A 13256-nucleotide genomic window follows, 5' to 3' on the forward strand; every position below is an offset into this window, starting at 1 on the left:
TCTCTACCTTAAATTTTACCAAAGTTCTTTCATGATCATATCTTTATTTAAAATTTCAATTCTACCTTTTTTTGTATCAATAAGTTCTGAAATTTTAAGTTCTTTTAACACTCGAGATAAAGATTGTGCTCTAACATTTAAATCAATTGCAATTTGTTTTTGTGAAATTGTATCTAATTTTTTTTCATTTTCCAAAAGATACTTTAATAATCTCGTCCTTAAATCTAATGCATTTTGAGATAATTTCTTTTCTAAAATTTTAATTTTATCAAAAAGTGAACTGATAAGTAAAAAATTGAATTCTTTATTTTCACTGCATAAATTTTGAAAATTAATAAAATCAATTTCCAAAATTTCTCCATCTTCCTCAAATATAGCATTAGCAGGATAATTTAATTTTTTAAAAGCAGGCATTTCTGCTATAAAATTTGGAGGATTAAAATAATGCAAAGTAATTTCTTTATCACTTGCTGTACTTTTATAAATGCGTATTTTTCCCTTGATTAAAATAAAAAATTTTTTAGCCTCTTCGCCTTCATAAAATAAAATACTATTTTTTTGAAATTTTTTTAATTTTCCTACACTAGATAAAAGTTCTAAATAATCTTTCATTATATACATTTTCCATTCTTAACTTATGTTAAATTTAATTTATCTTATTTTTGCTATATTAACGCCATAAAATTAACATTTAAGAAAGGTTTATATGAAATTTGAAACAATTAATCAAGAAAGCATAGCAAAACTCATGGAAATATTTTATGAAAAAGTTAGAAAAGATAAAGATTTAGGTCCTATTTTTAACAATGCTATTGGAACAAGCGATGAAGAATGGAAAGAACATAAAGCAAAAATAGGAAATTTTTGGGCAGGTATGCTTCTAGGCGAAGGTGATTATAATGGGCAACCCTTAAAAAAGCACTTAGATCTACCTCCTTTTCCTCAAGAGTTTTTTGAAATTTGGCTAAAACTTTTTGAAGAAAGTTTAAATATAGTTTATAATAAGGAAATGAAAAATGTCATTTTACAGCGTGCACAAATGATAGCCTCACATTTTCAAAATATGCTTTATAAGTACGGTGGACATTAATTTGGCAATTTTTTTGCCAAATCTTTTTTCACCTTTTCTAAAATCTCCTCATCCTTAGAAAAATCAAAAAATTTAAACTCATTTCCATGCTGCATAAAACCATCGAGCAAATCTCCACTCAAACGATTTTTAAGATCAAGCTCTGCTATTTTAAACCCATCTAAAGTGCTAGCAAATTCTTTTAAACGACTTGGAATTTCTTTAAGTTTAGTATAAAGATAACAAGTGCTTTTAAGCCCTACACGACCTACACGACCACGAAGTTGATGCAAGGTAGCAAGTCCTAAACGTTCCGCTCCCACAATCACTATCATACTCAATCTTGGCAAAGAAATGCCCACTTCCACCACTGTAGTGCTTAATAAAATATTTCCCTCATCCCTAAAACGCTCTAAAATTTCATCTTTTTGTTTATCTTTTCCATGAGTTACAAAAACTTTTTCATAATGACTCTGCCAATACTCCCTAGCCTGCTCCAAAGAAAGATAAGGAATATTATCACTAGCACTCACTAAGGGATAAATAATGATAATTTGATGATTTTTAGCAATTTCTTCCTTGATCTTCTCGCTAAGCTTAGAAAAACCTTCATTTTGTATACAATAAGTTGCAATATCCTTCTTAAAAGGCATTTGCTTAATAAAACTAAAATTTAAAAGTTCAGATTGTATCATGCTTAAAGTTCTTGGAATAGGCGTAGCCGAAAACTGTATAAAATGAGGGGTAAATTCTTGCTTATTTAAAGAATGAATTTTTTCACGCTGAGCTGACCCAAAACGATGTTGTTCATCTATCATTACAAGTACGGCATTATGACTTTCTAAATGAATTAAAGCATGAGTGCCTATGATAAGATTTGCTTTTTGGATATTTTGTTCTAAATCTTTTTCTTTTTTACCCCCTTTAATAAACAAAATATTCATAAAATCAGGTAAAAATTTCCTAGCCTCTTCATAAAGCTGATACGCTAAAATACTAGTAGGTGCCATTAAAATAGCCTGCTTAGGATAAACCATCAAAGCCGCACCAAGCAAAACCAAGGTTTTACCACACCCTACATCACCCATAATCACACGCCTTTTAGCTTCTTTTGAATGCAAATCTTTTTCTATATCTTTTAAGGCATTAAGCTGATCTTTAGTAAGAGAAAAAGGCAAATCTTTAAGCCAATTGGCTATATTAAAAACATTGATTTGATGAGCTTTAAAATGTGTTTTTTTAGCTTTTAAACGCTTTAAAAAATTATATATTTCTATATATTTTAAATCTTTGCTAAAATTTTGCAAATTTTCAAACATAAAAAAACTTTTTTCATCATAGGCATGTAAATTTAAAAGAAAATGTATATATTTATCCTCTATGCCACTTTCTTTTAAATTTTCATAGTTAAGATATTTATGTATAAAAGCAGCAATTTTTGTATCTTTTAAGCCTAAAATTTGATACTTTGGACTAAAACCCTCAAAAGAAGTTAAAATTTTAGGATTGTTAAATTGCCAAGTGTGATTAAAACGTGAGAGTTTAGCATTAAAAATAAGCTCTTTTCCTACCTTACAAATCCCAAAATGCCAAGCTCTAGGATGAAAAAACACAAAAGAGATATTTTCTTGCCATTCTTCACAAAAACCCAAACCAAAAAGTTGATTTTTTCTTGAACTAACGCTTTTTATAGTGATTTTTTGGGTACAAATTTCATTTTCTTTAGGATTTTTACTTGGATTTAAATTTTCAATTTTTTTAGGTAAAAGAAGCGCTAAATCAATAGCACTTCTAATTTTTAATTTTTTAAAAAATTCATAATCACTTTCTTTAATTTTCATTTTGTATGCTTGCAAAACTTATATTTAAAAGCTCTTGATGTTTTTTAATATAAGCATTTATGGTTTCAAGTTTAACCTTTTCCATAAGTTTTAACTCTTCTTTATAATATCCTAATTTTAAACCTTGATAAAATTCGTTAAAAGACATAGATAAACGCTTGCTTAAGCTTTCATAACGCAAAGGAGTTGATCCTATGAGAAAATTTTTAGCTTGATCAAGTTCGTTTTGAGTAATACCATTTTTTATAAAATCTTCAAAAAGCTCTTTTACGATTTTTTTAGCTTCTTTAGCGCTTTCATTTTTAGTTTGTAAATATCCAAAAACTCTAGAAAAAGATATATTCATATCAAGCATAGCATAAGCTGAGTATGCAAGACCTCTTTTAACACGAATTTCTTCCATAATCCTTGAACCAAATCCTCCTTGCCCTAGAACAAATAATGCAATTTTTGCAAGATATAAATCCTTATCTTTAAAATCGGCAAAAAAAGGCGTAGCAAAATAAATATAAGCTTGTTCACTTTCTGGGCGTAGCAAAATTTCATCTTTGATGTTTTTACTTAACTCATATTTTTTTGGAGTATTTTTCTTACCTATTTGAAGTTTTGATAAGAGTTTTAAAAGATCTTCCTTGGCTTGTTTTTCTTCTAAATCTCCTCCTAAAATCACAACCAAATCACTAAGATGGATAAAATTTTTATAAAAATTTTTCAGATCTTTTAAAGACAAAGTTTCTATACTTTTTTCATCTCCATCGTTTGGACTTTGAAATTCTTTACATTTAAAAATTTGAGCATTGAGTAAATTTTTTGCTAAATAATCAAAATCACTATTTTTACTCGCAAGTTCACCTAAGGCATTGATTTTTAATTTTTGCAAAATTTTTTCTTCCATTCTTGGTTTTAAAAGCAATTTTTCTAAACTCTTTAAAGCAAAATCAAAATTTTCTTTCAAGCAAGAAAGATTGATTTCCAAGCTTTCAAAACCACTACTTGCCTCTAAATTTATCGCTCTAAATTCTAAATCCTTAAAAAATTTATCATCCACGCCTTCATTTAAAATACGTGAAAACATCTTAGCTAAGCCTGCTATTTCATCATAACTTCTAGCGCAATTTCTAAAAACAAGCTTTAAAACAACAATAGGAAAATCGGAATTTTTTTCAAAAATAAAAGGGATTTTAACACCCCTACTCTCTAAATACTGCATTAAAACCTTTCTAAAATTTCATAAGCGGTATTGCGTTTAGCTGGATTTTCGCCTAAACTTCTAATCAGCCTTATCATCTCATCTTGATTCATTCTATAACTTGCTCCTGCAGCGCTTACTACATTTTCTTCCATCATGGTTGAGCCTAAATCATTAGCCCCAAATTTTAAAGCAAGTTGACCTATAAGCGAGCCTTGAGTTACCCAAGAACTTTGTAAATTTTTAAAATTATCTAAATAAAGTCTTGCTAAAGCTAAAAGTCTTAAATACTTGTTAGAACTTTGTTTCATAATCTCTGGATGTTTTTGGATTAAAGCAGTATTATCACTTTGAAAGCTCCATAAAATAAAAGCTCTAAAACCACCTGTTTCATCTTGTAATTTTCTCAAATGCTCAAAATGATCGATGATTTCTTCATCATTTTCAACCGTTCCAAACATCATGGTAGCTGTACTTTTCATGCCGATTTTATGAGCTTGGCGATGTACTTCTAACCAAGTAGCTGTATCACATTTATTTGGTGCGATAATATCACGCACCCTATCGCTTAGCACCTCAGCTCCCGCTCCTGGTATAGAAAATAAACCCTTAGCTTGTAATCTTTTTAACACTTCAGTGATTGAAATTTTAGATGCTTTTGCAATATAAGCGATCTCAACTGCTGAAAAACCATGCACAGTGATATTTGGATAATGTTCTTTTATCCAAGAAACTAATTCTTCATACCATTCTATTTTTAATTTTGGGTGCACCCCGCCTTGAAAAAGAATTTGTGTACCCCCGATAGCTTCAAGCTCTTCTATCTTTTTGCCTATCTCTTCAAAGCTTAAAATATAAGCATCATCTTCTTTATGATGGCGATAAAAAGCGCAAAAAGAACAATCAATACAACAAACATTGGTATAATTAATATTTCTATCTACAACAAAAGTGGTAATTTTTTCAGGATGAAATTCTAATTTTCTTTTATAAGCCATTTCTCCAAGTTCTGTTAAACTCGCATGATGTAATAAATCTAAAGCTTCTTTTTTATCCAGTCTTTTCAAAATTTTTCCTTGTTTTTTACATAATTAAAATAATTATAGCATTTAAAATATAAATTATGCTATAGTTTCGCTTATGAATTACATTGAACTATTAAAAAATAATAAAAATATCAGAATATTAGCTTCGGTTCAGTTTATAGTATATTTTGGAGCATGGTTTTCTCAAACTGGAGTTTTTACCCTTTTAGTCGAGCTTAATGCTCCTACTTGGGCAACAGCTACAAGTGCTATGCTTGCTTTTTTACCTGGAGTTTTACTTGCTCCTATTAATGGCGTCATAGTAGAGAAAAATAAACCTAAAAAACTTTTACTCAGTATGATTAGCATAGAATTAATTTCTATTTTTTGTCTTATTTTTGTCACAAGTCTTAGCATGCTTTGGCTTTTGTTTATTTTAATCTTCATAAGACTTTGCGTTGCTTCGATTTATTTTCAAGCTGAAATGAGTTTATTGGCGAAAATTTTAACCCCTCAAGAACTTAAACTCGCTAATGAAATGCACAGTGTCATTTGGGCGATTTCTTATACAGCAGGTATGGCAAGTGCGGGAATTTTTATTTATTTTCTAGGAGTTAAAACCGCTTTTTTATTTGACTGTGTACTTATACTCATAGGCATTTCTTTTTTAGTAAGATTAAGCATTCCTGATTTTCATCAAAAAACACAAAGTCGCTTTTTTACCATGATAAAAGAAGGATTTTTCTATGTTTTAAACAATAAGATAATTTTTCATCTTATCTTGCTTCACGCTTTTATAGGTTTAACTGCTTATGAAACCTTGGTTACGCTTTTAGCACAACATCAATATAAAGAAGTTTTATCTGCTGCTTTAGTAATAGGGTTTTTAAATGCAGTACGTGCTTGTTCTTTAGCTATAGGACCTATGGTTTTAAGCAAATTTATTAATGATAAAAATTTATTTTACATGTATCTTGGTCAAGGTTTTGGTATTATACTTTGGGCTTTAACTCAATTTAATTTTTATATTTCTTTTTTAGGTTTAATTGGTGCAGGTTTTTTTACCTCAGCGCTTTGGGCTTATACCTACACTATGATACAAAAAAATGCCGACAAAGAATATCATGGCAGAGTAATTGCTTATACAGATATGATTTATCTTAGTTTTAGCGCTATTATTTCAATGCTTATGGGCTTTTTATTTGAAATAGGCTTGAGTTTAGAACTGATTACAAGTTTATTGGGTATGATTTTTATCTTTGCGGCATTTTATTGGAAGTGGTTTTATAAAAAATATTTGTGAAAATTCACAAATATTTTAAATTTTAAACAAATCTTGAAGATTTTTCATTGCTTCTTCATTGCTGATGGCATTATTTAGCTGCGACGAGCTTAATTCATTGAGCTCTATTTCATAACCACTTAACATAGAAGCAAGACGAATATTAATACCATTTTTTCCTATAGCTTTACTTTTTTGTTCGCTATTTAAACTTACAATAGCTTTTTTATCTTCAATTTTTACAGAATTTACAATAGCAGGAGCCAAGGCACGAGAAATTAAAATTTCACTCTCATTTGTAAATTCTATACAATCAATATTTTCATTATGAAGCTCTTTGCTTACTGCATTAATTCTTACACCTTTAACACCTACTGTAGCACCTACAGGATCGATATTTGCTCCATTGGCTTGAAGAATGATTTTTGCTCTTTCACCTGGAATTCTAGCACATCCTATAATATTGACATAACCATCTTTGATTTCTGGAACCTCAGCTTCAAGTAAACATTCTAAAAATTTAGGACTTGTACGACTAAGCTCGATTTTAATACCCTTATCTGTATAAACACGGCGTATCACCGATTTTACCACATCACCGATTTTAAACTTTTCCCCTTTAATGCGATTTTTTCTTGGCAAAAAAGCTCTTAATTCATCTATTTCAATAAAAGTATTTTCTTCATTATCCACTCTAACAACTGTACCAAAAACCATTTGCCCTACTTTGTTTTTATATTTTTCAAAAATAGTTTGTTCTAATAATTTTTGTATATGATATTCAAGTTCTTTATGCAAGGTATTTACCGCAGTTCTTCCTAAATTTTCCAAAGAACATTCATAAGTTAATTCATCTCCTATTTCAACATCTGGAGCTTCTGATTTTGCCTTACTTAGCGCGATAAAACTCTCACTTTTATTTTGTAATCTCTCGTCATTATCTGCTACTATGGTAATTTTTTGATAAAGATTTAAATTTTTAGGATCTACAAAAAACTCATATTCTTGTCCATAAATTCTTTTTGCAGTATTGATTAAAGCGGTAGCTACTTTTTCTTTTACATTCTCTAAGTTTAAATTTTTTTCATTAGCAATAGATTCGATAATATCTGCTATCTTTTCCATATTTTATAAAACCTTTTTTTGTGGGAAATTTAAAAATGTAGATAAAAATTATATCCTTAATAAGTTTAATTAAAAGTAAAATTTGCTAAAATTATAGATTAAAATGAAAATTCTTAAGGATTTAGCTATGGAATTAAAATTGGCAAGAACTTTGATTAATGAAAAACCTAAAAATATTAGCCTAGAAAAAATCGAAGAGGCTATAGAAAAAGAAGGACAAAAGTTTTTTTATTTTGATAAAGATAATACACACAAACAACTCATTGCCCTTGTAAATCATTTTGAAAAAAAAGGAGTAAGCATTTATCATAGAACCGTAAAATACGGACTTGATGATAATGATTTTATGTATGAGGTACATATTCTTTGAGTGCTAAAAAACTTTTTATCCAAACTTTAGGTTGTGCGATGAATGTCAGAGATTCTGAGCATATGATCGCAGAATTAACACAAAAAGAAAATTACGCACTAACAGAAGATATCAAAGAAGCAGATCTTATTCTCATCAACACTTGTTCAGTGCGTGAAAAACCTGTGCATAAACTTTTCTCAGAAGTAGGTGGTTTTGAAAAAGTTAAAAAAGAAGGTGCTAAAATAGGAGTTTGTGGATGTACTGCATCGCATTTGGGAAATGAAATTTTCAAACGTGCTCCTTATGTGGATTTTGTTCTAGGGGCAAGAAATATTTCTAAAATCACTCAAGCTATAAAAACTCCAAAATTTATGGGCGTGGACATAGACTATGATGAAAGTGAATTTGCTTTTGCAGATTTTAGAAATAGTATTTATAAATCCTATATTAATATCTCCATAGGTTGTGATAAACACTGCACTTATTGTATAGTGCCACATACTAGAGGAGATGAAATTTCCATACCTTTTAATATTATCTATAAAGAAGCTCAAAAAGCCGTTGAAAAAGGCGCTAAAGAGATTTTCTTGCTAGGACAAAATGTCAATAACTACGGCAAAAGATTTAGAAACGAACATAAAAAAATGGACTTTTCAGATCTTTTAGAAGAACTTAGTACTATAGAAGATTTGGAACGCATTCGCTTTACAAGTCCACATCCTTTGCATATGGATGATAAATTTTTAGAAGTTTTTGCCAATAATCCAAAAGTTTGCAAATCCATGCACATGCCTTTACAAAGCGGCTCAAGTGAAATTTTAAAAGCTATGAAGCGTGGCTATACTAAAGAATGGTATTTAAATAGAGCTTTAAAACTTAGAGAACTTTGTCCAAATGTTAGCATTTCTACAGACATTATTGTAGCTTTTCCAGGGGAAAGTGAAAAAGATTTTGAAGAAACTATGGATGTTTTGGAAAAAGTGCGTTTTGAACAAATTTTTTCTTTTAAATACTCCAAACGCCCTTTAACAAAAGCCGCAACCATGCCTAATCAAATCGATGAAGAAACAGCTTCAAGAAGACTTAGCACCTTACAAAATCGTCATAGTGAAATTTTAGATGAAATTGTAAAAAAACAAGAAAATAAAACTTTTAAAGTTTTATTTGAAGAATTAAGAGCAGGCAATAGCATTGCTGGAAGAACAGATAATAATTTTTTAGTTCAAGTTGAAGGTAGCGAAGAACTTTTAGGGCAATTTAAAGAAGTAAAAATCACTAATGCAAAGCGTATGGTTTTATATGGGGAAATCGTTTAAAATCCATTGCTTAACATATATAATTTTCATCTTGCAATGGCTTATTTTTTTAAGCTGTAAAAAACACTATAAAGGTGAAAAAGTTGACCGTAAAGCTAGTGTGATACTTTTTTGGCATGGAAAATTAGCACTCATGCCTTTTGCGTTTAGACATTATAGACAAAAAAATAAAAAAGCCTATGTCATGATCTCCCACCATAAAGATGGAGAACAAATTGCAAAAATCATCAAGCTTTTCGGTCTTGATACTGTAAGAGGAAGCACTTCAAGGGGTGCTAGCAGTGCACTTAGAGCTGCATTTAAAGTTTTAGAACAAAATGACGATATAGTTATCACGCCTGATGGTCCACGTGGGCCTTATCATAGTATTTCAGATGGTTCTATCATTTTGGCTCAAAAAAAAGAACTAAAGATAAGAATTTTAAACTATGAAGCAAATCGTTTTTGGGAATTTAAAAGTTGGGATAAGATGATCTTGCCAAAACCTTTTAGTAAGATTACTTATAGTCTAAGTGAACCTTTGGATATTTTATCTTTAGATAAAGAAAAAGCTAAAGAATTTCTAATGGAACAATTTGATAAAATTAGCTTAGCTGATCAATTTAAGGAATGAAATGTTATTTTTACTTAAAAAAATATTTCCACAACTTTTTATTAGTATTATTTTAGAAGATAAAAAAAATATTATAAAAGCTTCTATTTACAGAGGAAATAAACTAATCAGTAGCAATGAAAAAACTTTTGATAAAAGTGAAAATTTATTAGAATACATAAAAAATTTAAGCAAGCATTTCTTATTTTACCACACTGCTTTATTTTTAGACGCCAAAGAACAAGGATTAATACCTAGTACAAATATTCAAGATTGTGAGCACTTTAATATAGGAAAAATCAGCTTACAGCATATTTTGTTTAATAATGCCCTTGTTTATACGGCTACCGAACATGTGGAATATTATAGCGAGCTTTTTGAAGAATATAGAGGTTTAGATTTTTTATATTCCCCTTTTGCCCTTCTTTACTACAATATACAAAAAGAAAAACAGCCTGATGATCAAATTTTACTTTATGGATTTAAACAAGGACATCTTTTGGCAATTATTGTTGCTAAAGGCAATACTATTTTATACGGTGATTTTAAAATATTTGAGCAAGAATTAGGTTTAGAGCTTGAACTTCCATCAGAAGATAATCAAGAAATTGAAAACAACAACGATGATACTGAAGTTACCTTAGATAACTTCAATGAAGCCTTAAATAGTAAATTTGACCTACTTGATCAAGAAAATAATCTTGAAACTTTGGATAATAATGATAATTTTAATCTTGATGAATTAAATCAATTTAGCAATGATATGGAACTTTGCCGTTATATTATTACGAGCATTGAAAAATTTTATAATGATGATAAATATGCTGGGGTATTTATCAATGGTATTTTATTATATAGCGAATCAGATATTAACATAAGTGCTATTGATTTTTTAGAAAGTGAAACTTTTTTAGAGATAAAAACGAAACAAATCAACACCTTAGATCTTATGATAGAATTGATGCAAAAGGAGCTTAAATGACTTATAGCTTCATACAGCCAAGAAAAAAACCTATTTTCACACTCTTTGATAAAATTTGGCTAGGACTTTTTGGTTTTAGTATATTATTTATCTTGCTAATATATTTTACATATACAATAAAAATTGCATTAATCAATAGCTCTATCGATGATGAAAAACAACAAGTTATAGTGCTTCAGAATCAAACTAAGCAAAATGAAATGCTTTATGAAATTTTATTTGATCAAAGCCAAATAGCGAAAAATTTTAACACTCAAAATCAAATTATTAAAGAAAGCTTAAGAAATCTATTTGATATTATTGTAAAAACTGATAACATTACTCTTGAAAGTGTTGAACAAGACGAATATTCCTTAAAGCTTATCGGAGTCACTCCTACAAGAGAAATGTTTACTCTACTTTTAGAAACCCCTTTAAAAAGCATCTTTGATCAAAGCTATACAACCTATTATCGCTTAGATAATGGGTGGTATCGTTTTGTTAGTATTAGTAAACAAATTCCAGGAGTTGCAGATGAAAGATAAAAGTCTAGAAGAAATTGATTTATTAAAGCTTATCATTTGCACGTTAAGTTTTATAAGTGTTTGCACAGCCTTGATCTTATTTTTACTTTTACCAACATTAAAAAATTACAAACAAGCAAATCTTAGAGAAAACTCACAACTTGCTATCTTAAAAGCCGCTAAATCAAAATTTGACTTTAGTGAAGATAAAATATCAACTCTAAGAAGCGAAAACAACAAAAGTTTAGAGCAATTTGAGCAAAATTTTAATATAGGAAATTTTGATATTTTTTTACAAAAATATTTTCAAAATGTAAAAATTCAAGAAACTAAGCCCGAAAAACAAGAAAAATATCTAAAAAACCGCTTAGCCATTAAAGCGACAATGAACAATCCTAGAAGGCTTTATGATTTTATTGATGCTCTAAAAAACTATAATAACTTAATCAAGCTTGATTATCCACTTAATCTTAAAGCAGGAGAGCAAGGTATCTCTATAGATCTTACTCTCAAAGTTTATTCAAGCTAAACTCACATCTTCGCCTTTTAAAATTTGATTCATAGTATTCATTGCACACATTTTTCCACACATAGAACATGAGTTTAAATCATCAGGACGACGCTCATTAAACATTTTTTTGGCTTTTTCTCCATCAATAGCAAGTTTAAACATTTTCTCCCAATCTATCTCTTGCCTAGCCTTACTCATCTCATCATCTCTTGCTCTTTCTTTTGGAAGTTTAGCTATATCTCCTGCATGAGCTGCAATTTTAGTCGCAACTATACCCTCTCTAACATCTTCTAAATTTGGAAGTCTTAAGTGTTCAGCAGGTGTTACATAACACAGCATATCAGCACCGCTAGCTGCAGCCACAGCTCCTCCAATAGCACCACTAATATGATCATACCCTGCGCCAATATCTATTACCAAAGGTCCTAAAACATAAAAAGGCGCTCCTTTACATAAACGCTTTTCTAATTGCATATTTGCCTCTATTTCATTAATGGCCATATGCCCTGGACCTTCTATCATTACTTGAACTCCAACATCCCAAGCTCTTTGAGTAAGGAGTGACAATTCTATAAGCTCTGAAATTTGCGCCCCATCACTTGCATCGTGAGTAGAACCAGGACGCAAAGCATCGCCCAAAGATAAAGTTACATCGTATTTTAAACAAATATCAAGCAAATCATCATAATACTCAAAAAAAGGATTTTCAGCATCCTTCATCATCATCCAAGCATAAAGCACAGATCCTCCTCTTGAAACTATATTTGTAAGTCTTTTACTTTGCTTAAAAATATGTGCTGCGCGAGAATTAATACCTGCGTGAATTGTCATAAAATCAACCCCACTTTTAGCATGATGATATACAACATCCAAAAAGTCTTTAGCACTAATTTGTTTTAAATCTTTTTCCAAAAATCCTACTGCATCGTACACAGGAACTGTTCCTATCATAGCTTTTGAAACATTAACAAGTTCATCTCTAAAACGACTTGTTTTGCCATAATTACTTAAGTCCATAATCGCTTCTATACCAAATTTATGAGCGAGATCTACTTTTTTCATTTCCTCGCTATAATCAACACAATCATTCGAAACTCCTAAATTTACATTAACCTTAGTACGCAGTCCAAAACCTATACCATTTGGATCAAGACTTTTATGATTTATATTTGCAGGGATAATAATTTTACCGCAAGCAATATTTTCAAGCAAAAAATCTTTACTTAAATTTTCTTTTCGTGCAACAATCTGCATTTCTTTAGTAAAAACACCTTCTTTGGCATAATTCATTTGAGTTTTCATAAATTTATCCTTTAAAAAATTTAGCTAAATGAAGGGTGAGTATAAATTTTTAAAGTATTGAAATTTATAAATCTTCCCGACGCTGGCATTATCCAGATCCGGTTCGGTCTAAGCTTTTAGCTTACTCTCAGCCTGTTACACAAGCTCCCGTCATTTATGTTTTATTA

The 13256-nt window shown here is 29.8% G+C and carries 14 protein-coding genes and 1 riboswitch; of the genes, 8 read left to right on the forward strand and 6 right to left on the reverse strand.

Features of this window, described 5'->3' with window-relative positions:
- Nucleotides 1-15 precede the first annotated feature (15 nt).
- Nucleotides 16-612 (reverse strand): nitrosative stress-sensitive transcriptional regulator NssR, encoded by a 597-nt coding sequence (gene nssR / locus AJN70_RS07270; protein ID WP_053872345.1) that lies wholly within the window; start codon nucleotides 610-612, stop codon nucleotides 16-18.
- Between the two features lie 94 nt (nucleotides 613-706).
- On the opposite strand from nssR, the gene ctb reads away from it, so the two are divergent.
- On the forward strand, nucleotides 707-1090 hold the full coding sequence (ctb, locus tag AJN70_RS07275; protein WP_070295650.1) for a truncated hemoglobin Ctb: 384 nt from the start codon (nucleotides 707-709) through the stop codon (nucleotides 1088-1090).
- On the opposite strand, the gene recG is transcribed toward ctb, so the two are convergent.
- Genes recG through AJN70_RS07290 form a run of 3 tightly spaced genes read right to left on the reverse strand, consistent with a single transcriptional unit; the run spans nucleotide 1087 to nucleotide 5166 of the window.
- Nucleotides 1087-2910 carry an ATP-dependent DNA helicase RecG gene (recG, locus tag AJN70_RS07280; protein WP_070210024.1) on the reverse strand — a complete coding sequence of 608 codons (1824 nt, stop codon included), beginning with the start codon at nucleotides 2908-2910 and terminating at the stop codon, nucleotides 1087-1089. The two genes, ctb and recG, sit on opposite strands and share 4 nt — an antisense overlap.
- Complete coding sequence (locus AJN70_RS07285) at nucleotides 2900-4120, reverse strand: M16 family metallopeptidase (protein WP_070210023.1); 1221 nt, start codon at nucleotides 4118-4120, stop codon at nucleotides 2900-2902. The genes recG and AJN70_RS07285 overlap by 11 nt, the downstream gene beginning before the upstream one ends.
- Nucleotides 4120-5166: a dehypoxanthine futalosine cyclase gene (locus AJN70_RS07290; protein WP_070295651.1), complete on the reverse strand. Its 1047-nt coding sequence runs from the start codon at nucleotides 5164-5166 to the stop codon at nucleotides 4120-4122. The genes AJN70_RS07285 and AJN70_RS07290 overlap by 1 nt, the downstream gene beginning before the upstream one ends.
- 73 nt (nucleotides 5167-5239) lie before the next feature.
- Between AJN70_RS07290 and AJN70_RS07295 the strand changes: the two genes are divergently transcribed.
- Nucleotides 5240-6427, forward strand: coding sequence for an MFS transporter (locus AJN70_RS07295; RefSeq protein ID WP_052858161.1), 1188 nt, complete (start codon nucleotides 5240-5242; stop codon nucleotides 6425-6427).
- A gap of 15 nt (nucleotides 6428-6442) precedes the next feature.
- On the opposite strand, the gene nusA is transcribed toward AJN70_RS07295, so the two are convergent.
- Nucleotides 6443-7531, reverse strand: coding sequence for a transcription termination factor NusA (nusA, locus tag AJN70_RS07300; RefSeq protein WP_002871185.1), 1089 nt, complete (start codon nucleotides 7529-7531; stop codon nucleotides 6443-6445).
- Between the two features lie 127 nt (nucleotides 7532-7658).
- On the opposite strand from nusA, the gene AJN70_RS07305 reads away from it, so the two are divergent.
- The 6 genes from AJN70_RS07305 to AJN70_RS07330 are packed head-to-tail and all read left to right on the forward strand — an operon-like array spanning nucleotide 7659 to nucleotide 11805.
- Nucleotides 7659-7901 (forward strand): HP0268 family nuclease, encoded by a 243-nt coding sequence (locus AJN70_RS07305; protein ID WP_002851103.1) that lies wholly within the window; start codon nucleotides 7659-7661, stop codon nucleotides 7899-7901.
- Entirely contained in the window at nucleotides 7898-9199 is a 1302-nt protein-coding gene (miaB, locus tag AJN70_RS07310; RefSeq protein WP_002867613.1) for a tRNA (N6-isopentenyl adenosine(37)-C2)-methylthiotransferase MiaB, read from the forward strand. The genes AJN70_RS07305 and miaB overlap by 4 nt, the downstream gene beginning before the upstream one ends.
- The gene (locus AJN70_RS07315; RefSeq protein WP_002891782.1) at nucleotides 9183-9812 is read left to right on the forward strand and encodes a lysophospholipid acyltransferase family protein; all 630 of its coding nucleotides are present in this window, start codon (nucleotides 9183-9185) and stop codon (nucleotides 9810-9812) included. Before miaB ends, AJN70_RS07315 begins: the two co-directional genes overlap by 17 nt.
- Nucleotide 9813: 1 nt before the next feature.
- Nucleotides 9814-10773: a clan AA aspartic protease gene (locus tag AJN70_RS07320; protein ID WP_070295652.1), complete on the forward strand. Its 960-nt coding sequence runs from the start codon at nucleotides 9814-9816 to the stop codon at nucleotides 10771-10773.
- Complete coding sequence (locus AJN70_RS07325; protein WP_058000740.1) at nucleotides 10770-11297, forward strand: hypothetical protein; 528 nt, start codon at nucleotides 10770-10772, stop codon at nucleotides 11295-11297. The genes AJN70_RS07320 and AJN70_RS07325 overlap by 4 nt, the downstream gene beginning before the upstream one ends.
- Nucleotides 11287-11805 (forward strand): hypothetical protein, encoded by a 519-nt coding sequence (locus AJN70_RS07330; RefSeq protein ID WP_070295653.1) that lies wholly within the window; start codon nucleotides 11287-11289, stop codon nucleotides 11803-11805. The genes AJN70_RS07325 and AJN70_RS07330 overlap by 11 nt, the downstream gene beginning before the upstream one ends.
- On the opposite strand, the gene thiC is transcribed toward AJN70_RS07330, so the two are convergent.
- Nucleotides 11797-13089, reverse strand: coding sequence for a phosphomethylpyrimidine synthase ThiC (thiC, locus tag AJN70_RS07335; RefSeq protein ID WP_070295654.1), 1293 nt, complete (start codon nucleotides 13087-13089; stop codon nucleotides 11797-11799). The two genes, AJN70_RS07330 and thiC, sit on opposite strands and share 9 nt — an antisense overlap.
- Nucleotides 13090-13145: 56 nt before the next feature.
- Nucleotides 13146-13250, reverse strand: a riboswitch (TPP riboswitch).
- Nucleotides 13251-13256: the final 6 nt, after the last annotated feature.

It is taken from the genome of Campylobacter sp. BCW_4341 (genome assembly GCF_001764255.1).
In the GTDB taxonomy this organism is placed as follows: domain Bacteria; phylum Campylobacterota; class Campylobacteria; order Campylobacterales; family Campylobacteraceae; genus Campylobacter_D; species Campylobacter_D jejuni.

What these genes read in the sequence shown, in the direction of transcription:
- AJN70_RS07305 (WP_002851103.1), top strand. Translation starts at nt 7,659, where the DNA reads ATGGAATTAAAATTGGCAAGAACTTTGATTAATGAAAAACCTAAAAAT.
- AJN70_RS07295 (WP_052858161.1), top strand. Translation starts at nt 5,240, where the DNA reads ATGAATTACATTGAACTATTAAAAAATAATAAAAATATCAGAATATTA.
- ctb (WP_070295650.1), top strand. Translation starts at nt 707, where the DNA reads ATGAAATTTGAAACAATTAATCAAGAAAGCATAGCAAAACTCATGGAA.
- AJN70_RS07325 (WP_058000740.1), top strand. Translation starts at nt 10,770, where the DNA reads ATGACTTATAGCTTCATACAGCCAAGAAAAAAACCTATTTTCACACTC.
- AJN70_RS07320 (WP_070295652.1), top strand. Translation starts at nt 9,814, where the DNA reads ATGTTATTTTTACTTAAAAAAATATTTCCACAACTTTTTATTAGTATT.
- AJN70_RS07330 (WP_070295653.1), top strand. Translation starts at nt 11,287, where the DNA reads ATGAAAGATAAAAGTCTAGAAGAAATTGATTTATTAAAGCTTATCATT.
- nssR (WP_053872345.1), bottom strand. Translation starts at nt 612, where the DNA reads ATGAAAGATTATTTAGAACTTTTATCTAGTGTAGGAAAATTAAAAAAA.
- AJN70_RS07315 (WP_002891782.1), top strand. Translation starts at nt 9,183, where the DNA reads ATGGGGAAATCGTTTAAAATCCATTGCTTAACATATATAATTTTCATC.
- recG (WP_070210024.1), bottom strand. Translation starts at nt 2,910, where the DNA reads ATGAAAATTAAAGAAAGTGATTATGAATTTTTTAAAAAATTAAAAATT.
- thiC (WP_070295654.1), bottom strand. Translation starts at nt 13,089, where the DNA reads ATGAAAACTCAAATGAATTATGCCAAAGAAGGTGTTTTTACTAAAGAA.
- AJN70_RS07285 (WP_070210023.1), bottom strand. Translation starts at nt 4,120, where the DNA reads ATGCAGTATTTAGAGAGTAGGGGTGTTAAAATCCCTTTTATTTTTGAA.
- nusA (WP_002871185.1), bottom strand. Translation starts at nt 7,531, where the DNA reads ATGGAAAAGATAGCAGATATTATCGAATCTATTGCTAATGAAAAAAAT.